The 20,534-nt window shown below is 66.3% G+C and carries 17 protein-coding genes and 1 pseudogene; 12 read left to right on the top strand and 6 right to left on the bottom strand.

The features are described from left to right. Positions 1–5: 5 nt before the first annotated feature. Positions 6–1,487, bottom strand: coding sequence for a cryptochrome/photolyase family protein (locus AB7F11_RS07310; protein ID WP_428288006.1), 1,482 nt, complete (start codon positions 1,485–1,487; stop codon positions 6–8). Positions 1,488–1,546: 59 nt separating this feature from the next. Here AB7F11_RS07310 and AB7F11_RS07315 point away from each other — a divergent pair, with 59 nt between their 5' ends. Genes AB7F11_RS07315 through AB7F11_RS07340 form a run of 6 tightly spaced genes read left to right on the top strand, consistent with a single transcriptional unit; the run spans position 1,547 to position 6,122 of the window. Beyond that, a complete protein-coding gene (locus AB7F11_RS07315; RefSeq protein WP_428288007.1) occupies positions 1,547–2,134 on the top strand; it encodes a YqgE/AlgH family protein in 588 nt (195 codons plus the stop codon). Continuing rightward, positions 2,131–2,559 (top strand): Holliday junction resolvase RuvX, encoded by a 429-nt coding sequence (gene ruvX, locus AB7F11_RS07320; protein WP_428288008.1) that lies wholly within the window; start codon positions 2,131–2,133, stop codon positions 2,557–2,559. The genes AB7F11_RS07315 and ruvX overlap by 4 nt, the downstream gene beginning before the upstream one ends. Next, positions 2,556–3,074, top strand: a complete 519-nt coding sequence (gene pyrR, locus AB7F11_RS07325; protein ID WP_428288009.1) for a bifunctional pyr operon transcriptional regulator/uracil phosphoribosyltransferase PyrR — start codon at positions 2,556–2,558, stop codon at positions 3,072–3,074. The genes ruvX and pyrR overlap by 4 nt, the downstream gene beginning before the upstream one ends. After that, positions 3,071–4,036, top strand: coding sequence for an aspartate carbamoyltransferase catalytic subunit (locus tag AB7F11_RS07330; RefSeq protein WP_428299884.1), 966 nt, complete (start codon positions 3,071–3,073; stop codon positions 4,034–4,036). Before pyrR ends, AB7F11_RS07330 begins: the two co-directional genes overlap by 4 nt. A gap of 2 nt (positions 4,037–4,038) precedes the next feature. After that, the gene (locus AB7F11_RS07335; protein ID WP_428288010.1) at positions 4,039–5,391 is read left to right on the top strand and encodes a dihydroorotase; all 1,353 of its coding nucleotides are present in this window, start codon (positions 4,039–4,041) and stop codon (positions 5,389–5,391) included. After that, entirely contained in the window at positions 5,388–6,122 is a 735-nt protein-coding gene (locus AB7F11_RS07340; RefSeq protein WP_428288011.1) for a lysophospholipid acyltransferase family protein, read from the top strand. Before AB7F11_RS07335 ends, AB7F11_RS07340 begins: the two co-directional genes overlap by 4 nt. Positions 6,123–6,140: 18 nt before the next feature. Here the strand turns inward: AB7F11_RS07340 and AB7F11_RS07345 are convergent, their stop codons facing one another. Next, positions 6,141–7,364 (bottom strand): helix-turn-helix domain-containing protein, encoded by a 1,224-nt coding sequence (locus AB7F11_RS07345; protein ID WP_428288012.1) that lies wholly within the window; start codon positions 7,362–7,364, stop codon positions 6,141–6,143. Between the two features lie 244 nt (positions 7,365–7,608). Here AB7F11_RS07345 and AB7F11_RS07350 point away from each other — a divergent pair. Both AB7F11_RS07350 and AB7F11_RS07355 read left to right on the top strand, forming a co-directional pair. Beyond that, positions 7,609–9,744, top strand: a pseudogene (locus tag AB7F11_RS07350) (PQQ-dependent dehydrogenase, methanol/ethanol family). Then, positions 9,722–11,869: a TonB-dependent receptor family protein gene (locus AB7F11_RS07355; RefSeq protein WP_428288013.1), complete on the top strand. Its 2,148-nt coding sequence runs from the start codon at positions 9,722–9,724 to the stop codon at positions 11,867–11,869. Before AB7F11_RS07350 ends, AB7F11_RS07355 begins: the two are co-directional and overlap by 23 nt. On the opposite strand, the gene AB7F11_RS07360 is transcribed toward AB7F11_RS07355, so the two are convergent. The 3 genes from AB7F11_RS07360 to AB7F11_RS07370 all read right to left on the bottom strand — a co-directional run bounded on the left by AB7F11_RS07360 (position 11,866) and on the right by AB7F11_RS07370 (position 15,294). Then, the gene (locus AB7F11_RS07360; RefSeq protein ID WP_428288014.1) at positions 11,866–12,918 is read right to left on the bottom strand and encodes a hypothetical protein; all 1,053 of its coding nucleotides are present in this window, start codon (positions 12,916–12,918) and stop codon (positions 11,866–11,868) included. The two genes, AB7F11_RS07355 and AB7F11_RS07360, sit on opposite strands and share 4 nt — an antisense overlap. A gap of 19 nt (positions 12,919–12,937) precedes the next feature. Next, positions 12,938–14,443, bottom strand: a complete 1,506-nt coding sequence (locus AB7F11_RS07365; RefSeq protein ID WP_428288015.1) for an MBOAT family O-acyltransferase — start codon at positions 14,441–14,443, stop codon at positions 12,938–12,940. Positions 14,444–14,649: 206 nt separating this feature from the next. After that, positions 14,650–15,294, bottom strand: coding sequence for a glutathione S-transferase (locus AB7F11_RS07370; protein WP_428288016.1), 645 nt, complete (start codon positions 15,292–15,294; stop codon positions 14,650–14,652). Positions 15,295–15,391: 97 nt separating this feature from the next. On the opposite strand from AB7F11_RS07370, the gene AB7F11_RS07375 reads away from it, so the two are divergent. From AB7F11_RS07375 to AB7F11_RS07385, 3 genes are all read left to right on the top strand, one after another. Next, positions 15,392–15,775: a DUF2946 family protein gene (locus AB7F11_RS07375; protein WP_428288017.1), complete on the top strand. Its 384-nt coding sequence runs from the start codon at positions 15,392–15,394 to the stop codon at positions 15,773–15,775. 91 nt (positions 15,776–15,866) lie between these two features. Next, a complete protein-coding gene (locus AB7F11_RS07380; RefSeq protein WP_428288018.1) occupies positions 15,867–16,355 on the top strand; it encodes a copper chaperone PCu(A)C in 489 nt (162 codons plus the stop codon). Between the two features lie 4 nt (positions 16,356–16,359). Then, the gene (locus AB7F11_RS07385) at positions 16,360–17,775 is read left to right on the top strand and encodes a PepSY-associated TM helix domain-containing protein (protein WP_428288019.1); all 1,416 of its coding nucleotides are present in this window, start codon (positions 16,360–16,362) and stop codon (positions 17,773–17,775) included. Here the strand turns inward: AB7F11_RS07385 and AB7F11_RS07390 are convergent. Continuing rightward, positions 17,696–18,844, bottom strand: coding sequence for an ABC transporter ATP-binding protein (locus tag AB7F11_RS07390; protein ID WP_428288020.1), 1,149 nt, complete (start codon positions 18,842–18,844; stop codon positions 17,696–17,698). The two genes, AB7F11_RS07385 and AB7F11_RS07390, sit on opposite strands and share 80 nt — an antisense overlap. Positions 18,845–18,924: 80 nt before the next feature. Between AB7F11_RS07390 and AB7F11_RS07395 the strand changes: the two genes are divergently transcribed. Further along, positions 18,925–20,532, top strand: coding sequence for an ABC transporter permease (locus AB7F11_RS07395; protein ID WP_428288021.1), 1,608 nt, complete (start codon positions 18,925–18,927; stop codon positions 20,530–20,532). The last annotated feature ends 2 nt before the right edge of the window (positions 20,533–20,534 follow it).

The following is a 20,534-nucleotide window of genomic DNA, read 5'->3' on the forward strand; positions in this document are numbered from 1 at the left end:
AGGGCCTACAGTTTGCCGGGGTTCTTCACCACCGCATAGCGCAGCAAGGTGCGCTCCCGCGCCAGGGCGTGGTCCACGATGGGCAGCGGGTAGTTCTTGCCCAGCTCCAGCCCGGCAGACGCCAGCTCGACCTCGTTGGCTTTCCACGGCGCGTGGATCACCGCGTCGGGCAGGCCGGCCAGCTGGGGCAGGTAGCGTCGGATGAACTTGCCTTGCGGGTCGAACTTTTCGCTTTGCGTCACCGGGTTGAAGATGCGAAACCAGGGTTGCGCGTCGCAGCCGCTCGAACTGGCCCACTGCCAACCGCCGTTGTTGGCCGCCAGGTCGAAGTCGATCAGGTGTTCGGCGAAGTAGCGCTCGCCCCATTGCCAGTGAATGCCGAGGTCTTTCACCAGGAAGCTCGCCACCACCATGCGCAGGCGGTTGTGCATGTAGCCGGTCTGGTTGATTTGTGACATGGCCGCGTCCACCAGCGGGTAGCCGGTGCGGCCGTCGCACCAGGCGGCGAACTGCTCCTTGGCGTGCTTGTCGCGTTCGAACCGGATGGCGTCGTATTCGGATCGAAAGGCCTTGTCCACCACGTGCGGGAAGTTGGCCAGGATCTGGTGGTAGAAGTCGCGCCAGATCAACTCGGAGAGCCAGGTGCTGGCGCCCGCGATGCCCTGCAGGTGCATCTGATAGGCCACCGATGCGATGCCCCGGATCGAGATGGTGCCGAAGCGCAGGTGCGCGCTGAGGTAGCTGGGCCCCTTCACGGCAGGGAAGTTCCGGGCTTCGTCGTAACGGTCGATGCGCTCCACGAAATCCTCGAACAACTGGCGCGCGCCCGTTTCTCCCGTGGGCAGGGGCAGTTGCGAGAGGTTGGTGGGCGCAAAGCCGATGTCGGCCAGGCGCGGCACCGGTGCCGTGTGCGAAGTGGGCACCGGGGCGAGGGCCTTGGTATAGCTTGCCACCGGGTACGCCTGCAGATGAAAGGGAGTGATTGCCTTGAGCCACGCGTTCTTGTAGGGCGTGAACACGCCATACGCCTGACCGGCCTGGGTGAGCACCTCGCGCCGCTCGAAGATCACATGGTCCTTGTGGCTGTGCAACAGGATGCCGGCATGCGCCAGGTCGCCGAACACGCGGGCATCGCGCGCCAGTGCCGCCGGCTCATCGTCGTGATTGGCAAACACCGCCTGCACACCCAACTGCTGCGCCAGCGCCGGAATGGCCTGGCTGGCGCGGGCGTGCAGCACGATCAGCCCGGTGCCGCGCACCCCTTGAGCCCGCCCCATCTCGCGCAGGCGTTCGTCCAGTTCCACCAGCGATTCGCGGATGAATTCCACCCGACGGTCGGCGCGGGGCAGCTCGTCCAGGATGTCGGTGTCGAACACAAACGCGCACCAGACCCTCCTGCATTGCTTGAGTGCGTGGTAGAGCGCTGCGTTGTCCTGCGTGCGCAGATCGCGGCGAAACCACATCAAGCCCTTGTCGTAATGGTTCATGGTTGAGTGTCGCTTCCGCCTTGCGGCGCCCGGCTGGGAGGGCGGCTTAAAATCCCGCCATGTCCGCTGATTCTGCCTCCATCAACCTGACCAATCATTTCCTGATTGCGATGCCCGGCCTCAGCGACGAGCTATTTGGCCGCAGCGTGGTGTTCATGTGCGAACACAGCGAACGCGGCGCCCTGGGGCTGGTGATCAACAAGCCCAGCGACATCCTCCTGCCACGCCTTTTCGAGAAAGTCGATCTGCCCATGGGCCGCAACGACCTGGCCACGCTGCCGGTGTTCCAGGGCGGTCCGGTGCAGACCGAACGTGGCTTCGTGCTGCATGAGGCCGTCTCGGGCGAGGGCGAGTCGGTCTACGCGTCCACCCTGTCCATTCCAGGCGGTCTGGAAATGACCACCTCCAAGGACGTGCTCGAAGCCATGGCCTCGGGTGCGGGACCGCGCCGGGTGTTCGTTTCGCTTGGCTACGCCTCCTGGGGCCAGGGTCAGCTCGAATCGGAGATCACCGAGAACAGCTGGCTCACCGTGGAAGCCGACCCCAGCCTGATCTTCGATGCGCCTGTGGCCGAACGCTACGAGCGCGCCATGGGCTTGCTGGGTCTTCAGCCGTGGATGCTCTCACCCGACGCGGGTCACGCATGACCGAGAACGTGCCTGCGCCCACGACCTTTGAAGTCCCGGCGCATTGCCAGTTGTTCCTGGCCTTCGATTTCGGCCTGAAACGCACCGGCGTGGCCACCGGCAACCGACTCACCCGCAGCGCCACGCCCCAGCCCACCATTGCAGCCGAAGGTGATGCCCGTTTCGAGCAGATCGCGCAGCGCCTGAAGGAGTGGCAGCCCGACGCTCTGGTGGTCGGCGTGCCGTACCACCCGGACGGTGCCGCCCACGAGAACACCGCCCGGGCGCTCAAGTTCGCGCGCCAGTTGCGCGGGCGATGCCACCTGCCGGTGTTTGAGGTGGACGAGCGGTACAGCACCACCGAGGCCCACAGCCTGCGCGCCAAGGACGCCGATGCCGCGTCTGCCTGCATCATCCTGGAACAGTTCCTGAGGAGCCTGCCTTGAATTCAACATTCCCCGCGCCCGATGCGGAATCGCTCTACGCCGAGTTGTTGCGCGGCGTGAAAGCGGTCATGGCATCGGCACCCGAGCCCGTGTTTCTGGCCGGCATCACCTCCGGCGGCGCGTGGCTGGCCGAACGCCTGCAAAAGGATCTTGGCCTCGCTGGGGCGCCTGGCGTGATTTCATCGAGCCTGCACCGCGACGATTTTGCACAGCGCGGCCTGGCCGCCAGCGCACAGACCGTGCTCCCCTTCGACGTAAACGGTGCGCACGTGCTGCTGGTCGATGACGTGCTCTACACCGGCCGCACGCTGCGCGCGGTGATCAATGAACTCTACGACTACGGTCGCCCGGCCAGCGTTCGGCTGGCGGTGCTGGTGGACCGAGGGGGGCGCGAACTGCCGATCGAGGCCAACGTGCGCGCAGCACGCGTCGAGCTGCCGCCAGGCCAGTCGCTGGAACTCGCGCGCGACGGCGCCGGCCGCCTGAGTTTCGTGCTGGAAGAGAAGGAAGCCTGAACGTGACGCAACGCAACCCCCAGCTCAACAAAAACGGTGAACTCATTCACCTGCTCTCCACCGAGGGCCTTTCGCGCGACATCCTCACGCAGATCCTCGACACCGCCGCCAACTTCGTCAGCGTGAGCAACCGCGAGGTGAAGAAGGTGCCGCTGCTGCGCGGAAAAAGCGTGTTCAACCTGTTCTTCGAAAACAGCACCCGCACCCGCACCACCTTCGAGATCGCTGCCACGCGCCTGTCGGCCGATGTGATCAACCTCGACATTTCACGCAGCTCCACCGCCAAGGGCGAATCGCTGCTCGACACCATTGCCAACCTCAGCGCCATGGCCGCCGACATCTTCGTCGTGCGGCACAGCGAGTCCGGGGCACCCTACCTGATCGCGCAGCACGTGGCACCGCACGTTCACGTGATCAACGCAGGCGATGGCCGCCACGCGCACCCCACGCAGGGGCTGCTCGACATGTACACCATCCGCCACTACAAGCACGACTTCACCAAGCTTTCGGTGGCCATCGTGGGCGACGTGCTGCATTCACGCGTGGCGCGCTCCGACATTCACGCCCTCACCACACTGGGTTGCCCCGACGTTCGCGTGGTCGGTCCGCGCACCCTGGTGCCCAGCGATCTGTCGCAGATGGGGGTGCGTGTGTGCCACACCCTGGAAGAGGGCATCAAGGGCTGCGACGTGGTGATCACGCTGCGCCTGCAGAACGAACGCATGAGTGGTGCGCTGCTGCCTTCGAGCCAGGAGTATTTCAAAAGCTTCGGACTCACGCCGGAGCGCCTGCGATGGGCAAAGCCGGGTGCGATCGTCATGCACCCCGGGCCGATCAACCGCGGCGTTGAGATCGACTCGGCGGTGGTGGACGGACCGCAGAGCGTGATCCTGCCGCAGGTCACTTACGGCATTGCGGTGCGCATGGCGGTGATGTCGATCGTTGCCAGTAACGAGGCCTGAACATGAAGATCCTGATCCAGAACGGTCGCGTCATGGACCCGGCCACCGGCCGCGACGAAATGGCCGACGTGGCGATTGCCGCCGGCCGCATCATCGCCATCGGCAACGTGGCGGCCGACTTTCATGCCAGCCGCACCATCGACGCCAGCGGCTGCGTGGTCGCGCCAGGCCTGGTGGACCTGGCTGTGCGCCTGCGCGAACCCGGGCAGGAACATGCCGGCATGCTGGAGAGCGAGATGGCTGCGGCGGTGGCTGGTGGCGTGACCTCGCTGGTCTGTCCGCCCGACACCGACCCGGTGCTCGACGAGCCCGGGCTGGTGGACATGCTCAAGTTCCGTGCCGAGAAGCTCCACCTGGCGCGCGTGTTTCCGCTGGGTGCGCTCACGCGTGGCCTGCAAGGCGAGGTGCTCACCGAAATGGCCGAGTTGACCGAGTCGGGCTGCATCGGCTTCGGCCAGGCCGAGGTGCCCATCGTCAACGCCCAGGTGTTGCAGCGCGCCTTGCAATACGCCGCCACCTTTGGCTACACCGTGTGGCTGCGCCCGCAGGATTTCTGGCTCGGCAAGGGGGTGGCCGCCAGCGGGCCACTGGCCACGCGCCTGGGTCTCTCGGGTGTACCGGTGGCGGCCGAGACGATCGCGCTGCACACGTTGTTCGAACTCATGCGCGGCGTGCAGGGCAAGACGCCCGGCAGCCCCAACGCGCGCGTGCACCTGTGCCGCATCAGCAGCGCCGCCGGCCTCTCGCTGGTGCGCCAGGCCAAGGCCGAGGGCCTGCCGGTGACCTGCGATGTGAGCGTGCACAACCTGCACCTGACCGACGTGGACATCGGCTTCTACGACAGCCGCCTGCGCCTGCAGCCACCGGTGCGCCAGCAGCGCGACCGCGACGCCCTGCGCGCCGGCCTGGCCGATGGCACCATCGACGCGCTGGTGTCCGATCACAACCCGGTGGACAGCGACGCCAAGACGCTGCCCTTCGCCGAGGCCGAGCCCGGTGCCACCGCGGTGGAGTTGCTGCTTGGTCTGGCCTGCACCTGGGCTCAGCAGGAGGGCCTGGGCCTGATGCAGGCGCTGACCGTGCTCACCAGCGGCCCTCAGGCCGTGCTGGGCGCCAGCCTGGGTACGCTGCAAGCCAGTGTGGGCCGGCTGGCGGTGGGCGGCGTGGCCGACGTCTGCATCTTCAACGCCGACAGTCCCTGGACCGTGACCCCCCAAGCCCTGCGCAGCCAGGGCAAGCACACCCCCTTCGGTGGCCACGAGCTGCCGGCAACGGTGCGCGTCACCCTGGTGGCGGGTCAACTGGCGCACCAGACGGGCGCCGATCAGCAGGCCGAAGGCGCCGCCCTCGCGTGAAAGCGCTGCGCGCGCTCTGGCGTGTCGTGCGGGCCACCGGCCATGTGCTGCGTGGCCTGTGGACCATCCGCACCGAATTCGGTCGCCTCACGGCGTCGCAGACCGAGCTGCTGGTGCGCGAATGGTCGCGGCAGATGCTGCGCATCATGGGTGTGGAGCTGGTGGTACGCGGCGATCCACCGGCCACTGGTCCTCTGCTGGTTGTGGCCAACCACATGTCCTGGCTTGACATCCTGGTGATGAACGCAGGCAAGCCCAGCCGCTTCGTATCGAAGTCCGACGCAAAACGCTGGCCACTGCTGGGCGCGCTCATCACTGGTGCGGGCACGCTCTACATCGAACGCAGCAACCGCCGTGATGCCATGCGCATGGTCCACCACATGGCCGAGCGCCTGCGCGAGCGCGACATCATCTCCATCTTTCCTGAAGGCACCACCGGGGACGGCAGAGCATTGCTGCCGTTTCACGCCAACCTGTTCCAGGCCGCGATCTCCGCCAACGCCCCCATCCTCCCGGTCGCCCTGCGCTTTCTCGACAGTCGCACCGGCGCACCGCACGACGCGCCGGTGTTCGTGGGTGACACCACGCTGCTCGGTTCGATCTGGGCGACGCTGTGCGCCGACGGCGTGCAGGTGGTGGTGCGCTACGGCGAGCCCCAGATGCCGCAGGGGAGGGATCGCCGCACCTGGGCGCGCGACATGCAGGAGGAAGTGGCCCGCCTGCTGGTTTGACCGAGGCTTGGCGTCCGATCAGGCCTGAGCGTCCTGCCCTCGACCCTTCTGCAGCCGCCGGTACAACATTCCGCGCGAAACGCCCAGCGCCCGCGCTGCCTTGGCAATGTTGCCGCCGCATTGCGCGAGGGTGGATTCGATCAGGCGCTGGCTGTGGTCCACCAGGGTGGCGTGGGGGCTCAGAGTCTCGATGTCTGGCGTCGGGATGGCGGCCTGCAACTGGGTCTGGCGTGGCGCCGCCGGCTCGGGTTTCGTGATGGCCACGGCGTGGTTGAAGTCGGTGCCATCGGAGGCGGTGAGGCGGGCCTTGATCCACACGCCCAGGCCGTTGGGCAGGTGCAGCGTCTGCACCGTGGTTTGCCGGGGCAGGCCAAGCAGCCAGCCCAATGTGGCGCCGAACACTTCGTCCACCATAGGTTGCCCCGACGTGCGGCAACCGGTGAGGCGGCGCGCCACCGCGTTGAGCCAGAGCACGCGTCCCCTGGCGTCGATGCCGGCCAGCGCTTCTAGCGGCGTGTCCAGCAGCGTGGGGCTGGCCTGGAAGTGCAGCACCAGGTGTTCGACCGATTGCAGTTGCAGCAAGCGGTTTTCGATGGTGGTGGCGTACAGGCCGACCACCGACGCCGCATCGAATTGAAACGAGCCGCCTTCGACCGAGATGTCGAGCACACCCGCGAGCTGACCGTGGATGTCGTGAATCGGAGCAGCGGCGCAATGCAGGCCTTGCAGGCACTGGAAGAAGTGCTCGGCGCCGGCCACGGTGCAGGCTTCGCCGCTGCGCACCACGATGCCTGGCGCGGTGGTGCCAATCTGCGTTTCCGCGATGTTCACGCCCACCCGGGAAGCGGTCTTGAGCAGCGGCTGTACCGCGGTCGGTGCGAGTTCGGTGGCGTGAATGATCACGCCTTGAGCGTCGGTCAGCAGCACGCGACAGTCGGTGCCGATGAGCGCGGCCTCCATGTGGTTGAGCTCATGGTTTCCGGCTTGCAGAAGCTGGCGGTTGCGATTGAGCGTGGCGTGCGCGCGGCTGCGCGTGACCTGCTCGAAGCTGACCCTGTCGGCGGGGTTCTGGTGGGCCTTGCAGCAGCGCAGCCACGACTGGATGACCGCCTCGCCCACCAGGCCCGAAGGCCGTGCGCCTTCGTCAAAGAACTGCTGGCGAGCCAGCGCCGTGCGTTGCTCTGCGGTGCGAAAGAAGAGCTGGCGCGGTGCGTCCTGGCGTCCCGTCGATGACTGGGGCATGGCGGTGTCCTTCGGTGGTCCTTCGGGCGTCTCCGGACGCAGTATCGGGGCCATCGTTTCCCATGCGCATGCGGGTAAGCCCTTGGCGTTGAAACCGCATGTGTTCCACGTCGGAACACATTGGGTTTAGGGAAATCCCGAGGGTGAAACGCGGTCGCTGGACGACGACGATTTATCCGCCAGCGCCTTTCGGCGGGGCACCCCATGCCAGGCCCGTTGCGATCGGGCCGCACCAGGAGACAAGATGAAACCGATCACTTCCCCCGGCACCGGGCGGCGTACGCTCGCCGGCCTTCTCACCCTGCTGGCCTTTGCAGGCAGCGCGCTGGCGCAGCAACCCCCGGCCAAGGGGTCGGCGGCGCACATCACCACCACGGTCAATCAGGTCAACGCGGCGTTCATGAAGAACAACGCCCGGCAGACGGCGGACTGGCCCAGCTACGGCCTGGACTACGCCGAGACGCGCCATTCAAAGCTGAACCAGATCAACGCCGCCAACGTGAAGGACCTTGGCCTGGTGTGGTCGTACAACCTCGAATCCTCGCGCGGCGTGGAGGCCACGCCGCTGGTGGTGGACGGCATCATGTACGTCACCGCCTCATGGAGCATCGTCCATGCGGTCAACGTGCGCACCGGCCAGCGCATCTGGACCTTCGATCCCAAGGTCTCGCGCGAGGCCGGCTAAAAAGGTTGCTGCGACGTGGTCAACCGGGGCGTGGCGCTGCACGAAGGCAAGGTGTTCGTGGCCGCCTACGACGGCCGCCTGATCGCGCTGGACGCGGCCACGGGCGCCAAGGTGTGGGAAAAGGACACCATCATCGACCGCAAGTTCAGCTACACCATCACGGGCGCGCCGCGCGTCTTCAAAGGCAAGGTGATCATTGGCAACGGTGGCGCCGAATACGGCGTGCGCGGCTACATCACCGCCTACGACGCGAAGACCGGCGACCAGAAGTGGCGCTGGTTCACCGTGCCGGGTGACCCGAGCAAGCCGTTCGAGGACGATTCCATGGCCAAGGCGGCCAAGACCTGGGACCCCGCAGGCAAGTGGTGGGAAGCCGGTGGCGGCGGCACCGCGTGGGATGCCATGGCGTTCGACCCTGACCTCAATCTGATGTACATCGGCACCGGCAACGGTTCGCCCTGGGCGCAGAAGAAGCGCAGCCCGGCCGGGGGCGACAACCTCTACCTCGCCTCCATCGTCGCGCTCAACCCCGACACCGGCAAGTACGTGTGGCACTACCAGGAAACCCCTGGCGACAACTGGGACTACACCTCCACGCAGCCCATGATCCTGGCTGACATCAAGGTCGGCAACAAGCCACGCAAGGTGATCCTGCACGCGCCGAAGAACGGTTTCTTCTTCGTCATTGACCGCACCAACGGCAAGTTCATCTCGGCGAAGAACTTCGTCGAAGTGAACTGGGCCACCGGCTACGACAAGAACGGCCGCCCGATCGAGACCGCTGCCGCCCGCACGGCCGACCGTCCGCGCGAGATCATCCCCAGCGCCTTCGGTGCGCGCAACTGGCACTCCATGTCGTACAACCCGGCCACGGGCCTGGTCTACATGCCGGTGCAGGGCGTGCCGCTCACGCTCATGGACAACAAGGACTGGAAGTTCAACGCCGACCGCCCTGGCGAGCCGCACGCCAACATGGGCTGGAACCTGGCCACCTTTGCCAACGTGGAGCCACCCACCAGCAAACCCTTTGGCCGCCTGGTGGCCTGGGATCCGGTGAAGCAGGAGGCGCGCTGGACCAAGGAGCAGATCTCGCCCTGGAACGGCGGCACGCTCACCACCGCCGGCAACCTGGTGTTTCAGGGCACGGCCGACGGGCGCTTCATCGCCTACAACGCCGCCACTGGCGAGCAACTGTGGGAGACGCCCACCGGCACGGGCGTGATCGCGGCACCCTCCACTTACCTGGTCGATGGCAAGCAGTATGTGTCGATCGCAGTGGGCTGGGGCGGCGTGTACGGCCTGGCCCAGCGCGCCACCGACCGGCAAGGCCCGGGCACGGTCTACACCTTCGCGGTGGGTGGCAAGGCGCAGCCACCGGCATTCGTCAGTTACCAGCTCGGCAAGCTCGTGGCGGGTGTGAAGTACGACCCCGCCCACGTGCCCGCCGGCACCGCGCTGTATGTGAGCAACTGCGTGTTCTGCCATGGCGTTCCCGGTGTGGATCGGGGCGGCAACATTCCCAACCTGGGCTACATGGATGCGTCCTTCATCGAGAACCTTGACAAGTTCGTGTTCAACGGGCCGGCCTCCGCGCGCGGCATGCCCGACTTCACCGGTAAGCTCAGCCCCGATGACGTCCAGAAAATCAAAGCGTTCATTCAAGGCACAGCCGATGCCATTCGGCCGAAGAACTAGATGCGCCGGTCTTGTCCTGCTGGCGGCCTGCAGCCTGGCCCACGCCCAGACCCCTGAACGCGGGGACGCCGTTGGCGCCCTCGCGCCCGTGATCGTGACCGGTGAAAGCGCCTGGCAACAAAGCTGGCGTTCGCCGGGTTCGGTGGAGGTGGTCGACGGCGAAGAACTGCGTGCCGGACGGTTGCAGATCAACCTCTCCGAAAGCCTGGGACGCGTGCCGGGCCTCGTGGTGCGCAACCGACAGAACTACGCGCAGGACTTGCAGATATCCGTGCGCGGCTACGGTGCTCGGGCACCGTTTGGTGTGCGAGGGGTGCGCCTGTATGTGGACGGTATTCCGGCCAGCGCGCCCGACGGGCAGGGCCAGGCGGCGAACTTCCCGCTGGGCAGCGCCGAGCGCATCGAGGTGATCCGGGGGCCGTTCTCCGCTTTGTACGGCGCTTCCGCAGGCGGCGCCATCGCGCTCTACACGCAAGACGGCCAGCAACCCGCCGAATGGCGCACGGGAGTGGCCACCGGTGCCAATGGCCTGTGGCGCCTGTCCACCCAGCTCAGTGGTCGAACGGGCGGCGAGGCCCAGCCCGGCTGGGGTTACACGCTGGACGTGGGCCAGTTCGCCACCGGCGGCGAACGCGCGCAGTCGGCCGCCTCGCGCGCCAGCGGCAACCTCAAGCTCACGCGAGCGCACGAGGGTGGGCGCAGCGTGCTGGTGTTCAACCGCCAGACCAGCGCCGCGCAGGACCCGCTGGGCCTCACGCGCGCCGAGTTCGACGCCAACCCCGGCCAGACCACCGCAGCCGCCACGCAGTTCGACACGCGCAAGACCGTCTCGCAGACCCAGCTCGGCCTGGCCTGGGAACAGGCGCTGGGGCAGGGCCACCGCATCGAACTCATGGGTTACGGGGGGCAGCGCGGCGTGCGCCAGTTCCAGGCGATTCCCACCGGCGCTCAGATTCCGCCCGGCAGCGCAGGAGGCGTCATTGATCTGGCACGCAATTACTGGGGCTGGAACGCTCGCTGGCGCCTGGACCGCAGCTACGACGACGGGCAGAGACTCACCGTGAGCGCTGGCCTGGCGCTCGACCGGCAAAGCGAACAGCGGCGCGGGTATGAAAACTTCGTTGGCCCCACGCTCGGCGTGCAGGGCAACCTGAGGCGCGACGAAACCAACCGCGCGAGCACACTCGACCCCTATGTGCAGGCGGAGTGGCGAACCGAGGCCACCACACTCATGGCGGGCTTGCGGCATTCCAGCGTGCGCCTCACCTCGGCCGATCGCTACATCGCGCCGGGCAACCCGGACGACAGCGGCAACGTGCGCTTCGATGGCTTCAGTCCGGTGCTGGGCATGCGTCGTGAGATCACACCGCAACTGCAGGCCTTTGCCAGTCTGGGCCGAGGGCTGGAAACGCCCACGCTGAACGAAGTGGCCTACCGGGCCTCGGGCCTTACCGGGTTGAACCCCGCGCTCAATGCCTCACGCAGCCTGAGCGCCGAATGGGGCCTGCGCGGCCGCCAGGCCTGGGGCACCTGGAGCGCCACGCTGTACGAGACGCGTACCCGGGACGAAATCGTGGTGCTCTCCAACAGCGGCGGCCGGTCCACGTTTCAGAACGCGGGCCGCACGCGCCGCCACGGGCTGGAACTGGCCGCCTTGCTCGAATGGGGCTCCTTCACCATCACCCCTGCCTACACCTGGATGGACGCGCGCTATCGCGACGGCTTTCTCACCTGCGCCGCCACACCCTGCGTCACGCCGACAGTGCCGGTGGCCGCCGGCAACCGGATGCCAGGGCTTGCGCGCCAACAGGCATTTCTGCAAGTGGCCTGGCAACCCGGGTGGGCCGGCAGCGTGTTCACGATGGAGGCCACGCACACCGGGCGCATGGCGGTGAACGACCGCAACACCGACTTTGCTGCAGCCAGCACCCTGTTCAACCTCGGCGTGCGCTTCGAGCAGAACCGGGGCGACTGGACGTGGCGGCAGTTCCTGCGCATCGACAACATCACCGACCGCGTACACGCGGGCTCTGTGATCGTCAACGAAGGCAACGGGCGGTTCTTCGAGCCCGGCGCGCGCCGCTCGGTGTTCGTGGGCGTGGAACTGGTGCGGCGCTTCCCTTAATGGCCGGACGCCGGTTTCAGGAAGTGGATGAGCGTCTGCGCGACAACCAGGTGGCCGTTCGAGCCCCAGTGGGTGTTGTTGGGCAGGTAGACGTCCTTGTGCCCCTGGCCGATGGCGGTGATCAACGCCTGGTCCAGGCGCGGCATCACCGATGGGTGACGCTGCGAGAGTTCTGCGAGCTGGCTCAACGACTGAAGGTCGTGGCGGTTCGTCCAGGGACTGTAGGCGGTCAGTTTGTCGGGTGGCACCAGCAGAACGAAGCGGGTGTGCCCGTTGGCTTCCACTCTTTGGCGCAGCTTCTCGATGCGGCAGCTCAGTTCGTCGAGCCCTGCCTCTCGCCACTGGGCCACCTTGTCCACATCGCCACGAAACACCAGCATGGTCGATGGTTTTGCGCTGGAGAAAAGATCGGTCCGACTCAGCCCGATGCTCAGGGCCTTGGTGGGCTCGTGACCGAAAGCGCTGCGAACCACGCCGTACACCACGTGCTTGGCAGCGTGGGCCAGTTTGACGTCCCGCCAATCGCTCCAGTGTGTCTGCCGGTGCAGGAACATGGGATTGTCGATGGTCGGCAAGGCTGCAGCGGGTTGCACCTCGACAGGCATGCTGGCGTGCAGCACGGGCACGAACCCGTCGCACTGGACATCCTTCCCGATCTGCGAGGGAAAGTGCCGCTCGGTGTAGGTGAGCACGAAGAACCGGGGCGGTTGCTGCGCGAAGACGCTGCTCTGCAGAACCGCCGCCACCGACGTGGTGTACGAACTCACCGTGACGATGGACATGCCGGTCGCAGCGGCGAGCTGGTTCTGCCATTGGTGTTGCGGCATCGCCGTCGCGAACGAGTCGCCGATCACCACCATGTCGTGCCCAAGGGTGTAGTCCCCCTGTGTGTAACGCGGCTGTTCAAACACCGCCTGGGGCGCATTCCAGCCATGGTCGCGCTCCGCGTGCGAGCCGATGCGGGTGAGGTCGCCGTCCAGGGGTTGCAGGTAGATGCCCACGAAGAAAAACAGTGCCGCCGGCACGAACGCCAGCAGGAGCACCCCCACGGCGAAGTTCCGGTGGGCTCTAGAACTGGAAGTAGAGGAACTCACTGACTTGACCCATGTCGAGCATGGCCTTGAAGAGGGAGAGTGCGATCAGCACGGTCCAGAAGAACGTGGGGCGCCAGAGGATGCGACCCTTCGGGGTCACGGTGGCGAGGGCCGGCTGGTGGTGGGCCAGGATTTCCTGCGAGTTCGGAAACCACCACACAACGGCCGCACACAGGAGCAGGGCGAGAAGCAGCTTCGAAGGCGCGGAAGAGATGTGGCCGTAGGCGGTGAATTCCCCCAAGGTGACGGGAATGCCGTTGAGGCCGGCCATGGCCTGGAGCATGTTCAGGGCGGCAGGCATGTGATCGGCCCTGAAGAACACCCAGGCGACCACCACCGCCACGAAGGTCAGACCGGTGGCCAGCCACCGGCCAGCCGCCGCTGGCGACTGCAGGTCATGTCCCCACTTCGCGCGCATGCTGCGCCAGCCATGGTTGACCATGAGGTAAATGCCGTGCAGCGCACCCCATGCCACGAAGGTCCACCCGGCGCCATGCCACAGGCCACCCAGCACCATGGTGATGAACAGGTTCAGGTGCCTTCGCCACTTGCCCCTGCGGTTGCCGCCCAGCGAGAAGTAGAGGTAGTCGCGCAGAAAGCGTGACAGGGTCATGTGCCAGCGCCGCCAGAACTCGATGATGTTGACGGCCTTGTACGGCGAATTGAAATTGAGGGGCAGCCTCACGCCGAACATGCGCGACAGGCCGATCGCCATGTCGCAGTAGGCGGAAAAATCAAAATACAGCTGGAACGAAAATGCCAGGGCGCCGCCCCAGGCCTCGAACATCGAAAGCGAATGGCCTGCCGCGGCCGCGTCGAACGCCGGGCTGGCATACGGTGCAATGCCGTCTGCAATCACCACCTTCTTGAACAGACCGATCGTGAAAATGGCGATGCCGGCCGCCAGGTGATCCCACTTCGGCACGTAGGTCAGCCGGTTGGCGAACTGCGGCATCATTTCCTTGTGGTGCAACACCGGCCCCGCGATCAGGTGGGGGAAGTAGGTCACGAACAGGCCGTAGTGAACGAAGTTGGTCTCTTTCACCTCGCCCCTGTACGCATCCACCAGGAAGGCGATCTGGGTGAAAGTGAAAAATGAAATGCCGATGGGCAGGATGATGGATTCGATCTGCCAGGCGTCTCCCAGCAGGGGCCGGGCGCTGGACACAAAGAAGTTGGCGTACTTGTAGTAGCCCAGCAGCAGCAGGTTGCTGGTGACCCCGAAGCGAATGAGCCATTTCGCTTTCAGTTCCTGCCGCCCTGCCACATGCCGGCTGAGGTACAAGCCAACGATGTAGTTGAAGCTGATCGAGCCCAGCAGCAACGGCACGTAGGCCACGTTCCACATGCCGTAGAACACCAGCGAAGCACCGAGCAGCCATGCCGCAGCAGCGGTGGTGTGGTGGCGACCGATCAGAAAAAAGCCGCCCAGGGCGACCGGAAGAAAGAAGAAAAGAAAGGTGTAGGAGTTGAACAGCACGTCGCATCCAGTCGATGGATGGATTGCCGCGCCGCCCAGCCTGACGGGACCGGGACGAGCGCGAACGGTGCTGGAATCTAGCGATTGCAGGCAGCGGCAGTCAGCAAAGTGCTGAAGCGCTGCGAGGCAGGTACGAAATGTGACTTTTCAGGCCTCAGAAGGCCGATTCATTCCACGAGCCTGTCGCTCGATCAGAGAGGCGGGCGTTATTTCTTGACCCGCTGGAGCATCAGTTCGGTGTTTGCCTTGCGGTCTGCATTCACCTTCTGCACCGTGGTTCTCTCGCCCACGGTCTTCAGGTACTCGCGCACCGGCAGATCGGCCATGTAGTCGCGGCCGTAGATGATCTTGGTGGCGCTGGCCACCAGCGGCAAGTGCACAGCGGCGGCGCAGTCGGCCAGCGTGAACTGGCTGCCCGCCACGAAAGGCGAGAACTTCGCGATCTTGCTGAACGCGGCGATGTTCTTCTCCAGCTGCTGGCCGATCTTTTCCTTGGCGGTCTCACTCACCTTGCCACCGAAGAAGGCTTCGGGGTACAGGTTGCGCGCCACCAGTTCCAGGTGCAGTTCGATGTATCGCAGCAGTTCGCGCACCTTGGCGGCCTCGAAGGGGTCCTTCGGCATCAAGGGCTTTTGCGGGAAGGCGTCCTCCACGTATTCGAGGATCACGGTCGATTCCGACATCGGACCCTGTTCGGTCTTGAGGTAGGGCACCTTGCCCAGCGGGCTGCAAGCCGTGTCGGTCTCGCCGATCCAGTCCAGCTCCTCTTCGAAGGGCACGCCTTTTTCCAGCAGGGCGAGCTTGACCTTGTTGTAATAGTTGCTGGCCGAGAAGCCGCAGAGGGTGAGCATGTGGGTCTCCTGAGGTGTGTTGTGATCCGTTCCGATCCTAGCCCCGCTGGGGCGTCGCGCCGGTCCCCCAGTTGACGCGCTGATAAACTCTGCCGCCATGCCGTTTTCCCGCGTTACCCGCCGTTTTGCCGCCGGGCTGGCCATGCTGGCCATGCTGCTGGGCGCGCTCGCACCCGCCGTGGCGCAGGCGGTGGTGGCCTCGCGAGGCGGCGAAGGCTGGGTGCAGGTCTGCAGCGCCAGTGGCATGGTGTGGGTGAAGGCCGATGGCCTGGAAGATCCGGCCGCCGGCAAGCCGATGCCCGATGCCTCGCGGCATTGCCCGTGGTGCAGCCTGCAAGGGGCTACCGGTCTGCCACCCTTGTTGGGGTCAACGCCGTTTGCGCTGTCCATGCCGGCGGGTTTGCCGCAGGCGCGTTTTCAATCGGCCATTCCGGCGTCGCCTTGGCCCACCGCGCTGTCGCGCGCGCCGCCCCGGGTCTAGCGAACTGCGCGGCGTTTTCGCTGCGCTTTCTGTCGTGCCCCGCCGCTGCATTGCCCGGGCCATGCCTCTCCCTCATTCGCTGGATACCGTCATGAAAAAAGTTCTCATCGCCTCCCTGCTGGCCCTTGCCGCCAGCGCCTGGGCCCAAGGCCCCGCCAACGTCGAAGTCAAGGACCCCTGGGTGAGGGCCACTGTGGCGCAGCAAAAAGCCACTGGCGCCTTCATGCAGCTCACCGCCAAGACCGATACGCGGCTGGTGGAAGTGAAGTCCCCTGTGGCCGGCGTGGTCGAGCTCCACGAAATGGTCATGGACAAGGACGTGATGAAAATGCGCGCCATCACCACCGGCCTGAGCCTGCCTGCCGGGAAGGCGGTCGAACTCAAGCCCGGCAGCTACCACGTGATGCTGATGGACCTCAAGGGTCCCGTGAAAGCTGGCGACGTGGTGCCCGTGACGCTGGTTTTCGAGAGCCAGGGCGGCCAGCGCGAGTCGCTGGAGGTGAAGGCCACAGCGCGACCGCTCGGCCCTGCCATGGGGGCTGCGCCTGCAGCCGCCGACCACGGCAAACACAAGCACTGAGGCCATGGCTGTCGTTGAACGCGCGCCCACCCCGGACGCGGGGACGGGGCTGTCCTTTTCCACCTCCCGCTTTCACGCCGCGGCCTGGCGCTGGCACTTCTACGCGGGCCTTTACGTCGTGCCGTTCCTGTTGATGCTGGCGATCACGGGCGCAGTGATGGTGTTCTTCACCGGGTTCCAGACCCGGCTTGGTCCGTTGGTTCATGTGACGCCTCAGGCCGCGACGCTGCCCGTGAGTGTGCAGGCACAAGCCGTGATGGAGTTGCGCTCGCAAGGCGCGCTGCTGGAATACATGGCCCCGCGTGCGGCCGATCAGGCGAGCTGGTTCACCGTGGCGCGCGATGGCCTCACCGAAGCGGTGGCGGTGGACCCCTACACCGCGCGCGTGCTGCACCTGGTGAACAAGGAAGACACCGTGTTCGCCTGGGCGCAGCGCATCCATGGCACGCTGCTCATCGGCGATGTGGGTGACCGCCTGATCGAGATCGCCGCCGGCTTTGGCGTCATGATGATCGTCACGGGTCTCTACCTCTGGTGGCCACGCGGCGGCACGCGCTGGGGACAGGTGCTTGTGCCAGATCTGCGTTTGAAAGGCCGCCTCTGGTGGCGTTCGTTGCATGGAAGCGTGGGCTTCTGGATCGGCGCCGTGCTGCTCACTTTCCTGCTCACGGGCTTGTCCTGGTCCGGCATCTGGGGCGGCAAGATCGTGCAGCCCTGGGGCTCGTTTCCAGCAGAGAAGTGGGGCGAGGCGCTCAAGTCCGATGCCACGCACGCCAGCCTGAACCCGAAGGGGCAGCACGAAGTGCCCTGGGGCCTTGAGCAGACACCGCTCCCGGCATCGGGATCGGCTTCGGCTGCGGTGGATGTGCCTTCGGGACAGCCGGTGAATGTCGACGCCGTGGTGGTGCTCGCGAAGCAACTCGGTTTCGAGGGCCAGTACCACGTCCAGTGGCCGCAGAGCGAATCCGGCGTGTTCACGATCTCGGCCGACACCATGAGCGGCGACCTGGGCAACCCCACGCGGGACCGCACCGTGCACGTGGATCGCTACAGCGGCCGGGTGCTCGCCGAAGTCGGGTTTGCCGACTATTCCATGCTGGCCAAAGGCATGGCGGTGGGCATTGCGCTGCACCAGGGCGATCTGGGCTGGTGGAACGCGGTGCTCAACCTGCTGTTCTGCGCGGGCGTGGCGTTCCTGTGCGTCAGCGGCATGGTGATGTGGTGGAAACGTCGCCCTGCTGGCAGTGGCTGGCGGATCGTGGCGCCTCCGGTGCCGCGCGACCTGCCATTCTGGAAGGGCGGCGCCGTGGTGATGGGTGCAGTGGCGCTGGCGTTCCCACTCAGTGGTGCGGTGCTGGCGGCGCTGCTGTTGCTGGACTGGCTGGTGGTCTCGCGCCTGCCGGTGCGGGTGGCGAGTTAGCGCCCGATCCGCGCTCGAAGGTGACCACGTGGTCCACCTCGGCGCGGATGCCGATCCACTCACCCACCGCGTGATTGTGGTGCGATGGCACATGCGTCATCAGCACCTCACCGCTGGCCAGGCGCAGCGTGTAAAGGAACTCGGAACCCCGGAAAGCCTTGCGCAGGATCTGGGCCTTCACGGGCGCGTTGTCATCGTGCACGATATCGTCGGCGCGAAGCAGCACATCGCAAAGCCCCGCCTCGTAGGCCGTGGGCAGGGGGCACTCTTCCACGTCCTGCAGCGGCCCAAGCGGCGTCTGCACCGACACATCGTGGCCGTCCATCCGGATCTGCGCCGGCGCAAACACGCCATGCCCGATGAACTCCGCCACGAAGCGGGTCGCAGGGCGGTGGTAAAGCGCGTACGCGTCCTCCCACTGATGCAGGTGGCCTTCGTGCATCACGCCGATCACGTCGCCAATGGCAAAGGCTTCCAGCTGGTCGTGCGTGACGAAGAGCGCGGTGGCGCCAGCGGCCTTGAGGATGCCGCGCACCTCGTGCGCCAGACGTTCCCGCAGGTCCACGTCGAGATTGGAGAAGGGTTCGTCCAGCAGCAGCAGGCGGGGGCGGGGCGCGAGCGCCCTGGCCAGGGCCACGCGCTGCTGTTGCCCGCCCGAGAGTTCGTGCGGATAGCGCGCCTGCATGCCGGCCAGGCCGACCAGACGCAACACCTCCGCCACGCGTTCCTCGCGCTCGGCGCGCGGCAACTTCTCGATGCCGAAAGCGATGTTGCGGCCCACGTCGAGGTGGGGGAAGAGGGCGTAGTCCTGGAAGACCATGCCGATGCGGCGCTGCTCGGCAGGCATGTGGTGCTGGCCATCGCTCACGGTCTCGCCGTCGAGCACGATGCCGCCGCCGCTGGCGCGCTCCAGACCGGCCACGGCGCGCAGCAGGGTCGTCTTGCCGCAGCCTGAAGGCCCGATCAGCACGCCGATATCGCCCGCCCGCAGTCCGAGCGACACGCCATCCACCGCGGCCTGGGGCAGGCCGGCGTAGCGCACGCTGAGCTGGGAGATGTTCAGGAACATGGAATGGGCATTGTAGATAACTACAATTCTCATTTGTGTTGACGTGGGTCAATGGCCCTTCCTACCTGAAACCCTTGCCCATGCAACGCTGGTTGTCTCCGGTCCTCCTGATCGTGCTTGCACTGGCGCTCACGCTGCCGGTGCTCGCCCTTGTGGGCTCGTGGTTCCAGTTCGATGCCGTGGCGCGCGACGTGCTTGGCCAGATGGCGCAGACCGTGCTGCCCGAATACGCCTTCACCACCCTTGTGCTGTGCGTGAGCGTGGCGCTGGGCGTGGCGGTGGTTGGCATGGCCACGGCCAGCGCGGTCACCTTGTTCGATTTTCCCGGCCGTCGATTCTTTGAATGGGCCCTGCTGTTGCCGCTGGCCATGCCGGCGTATGTGGTGGCTTATGCCTACACCGACTTCCTGCAGTTCAGCGGGCCGTTGCAGGTGGGGCTGCGTGAGAGCTTCGGCTTGTCGGGCCGCGTATTCCCCGAGATCCGCAACACGCCGGGCGCGGTCTGGGTTTTCACGTTTTCGCTCTACCCCTATGTGTACTTGCTCGCACGCACGGCGTTGTCCGAGCGCGCCGCGCAGTTGATGGAGGCCGCGCGGCTTTTGGGCGCGCCGCTGGCCCGGCGCATCCGCGAAGTGGCACTGCCGCTGGCGCGCCCCGCCGTCGCGGCCGGTGTGGCGCTGGCACTCATGGAAACGCTGGCGGACTTCGGCGTGGTCAGCTACTTTGGCGTGCAGACCTTCACCGCAGGCATCTACAAAGCCTGGCTCGCCATGGACAACCGGGCCGCCGCGGCGCAACTGGCCACCCTGCTCCTGGCGGTGGTGGCGCTGCTGCTTTGGCTGGAGTTTCGCGCGCAACGCCGCATGCGCTTTGCCACGCTGCGCGGCCAGCGCGCGGGAAGTGCCGAGGCGCAGCCAGTGCGGCTGCATGGTTCGCGCGCGGTGATGGCGGTGCTCGCGTGCGCCTTGCCTATCGTGTTCGGTTTCGTGCTGCCGGTGCTTTTCATGCTGCGTCCGCTCATCGGCGGTTGGGAGACGCTGCCCTGGACCGCGTTCGTGCAGTGGTCGCGCAACAGCGTCTGGCTTGCCGGCCTGGCCGCCGTGCTGGCCACCGGCATCGCGCTGGCGCTGGCGTTCGCGCTGCGCGCGCGACCGAATCAGCTCACGCGCGGTGTGGTGCAACTTGCCAGCCTGGGCTATGCGGTGCCCGGTGCCGTCATCGTGGTTGGCCTGCTCCTGCCGGTGGGCTGGCTGCAGGCGGTCAAGCCCGACACCAGCGTGGGCTATTTCGTCACCGCCACCGTGCTCGGCATCGTGTGGGCCTACCTTGTGCGGTTCACGGCGGTGGCCCTGCAATCGGTGCAGAGTGGCTACACACGCATTCCGGCCAGCCTCGACGATTCCGCCCGCATGCTCGGCACCACGGGCCTCGGGCTGGCCACGCGGGTCCACTGGCCGCTGCTCAGGCGCTCCACCGCGGCGGCCGCACTGCTGGTGTTCGTGGACGTGATGAAGGAACTGCCCGCCACGCTGGTTCTTCGCCCCTTCAACAGCGACACCCTGGCTGTGGTGACCTACCAGCTCGCGCGCGATGAACGGCTGGGCGAGGCGGCACTGCCGGCGCTCACGCTGGTGCTGGTGGGCCTGGTGCCTGTGATGCTCCTCAGCCGGACTTTGAGACAGCGGTAAGC

The organism is Hydrogenophaga sp., assembly GCF_050250835.1.
Lineage (GTDB): Bacteria > Pseudomonadota > Gammaproteobacteria > Burkholderiales > Burkholderiaceae_C > Hydrogenophaga.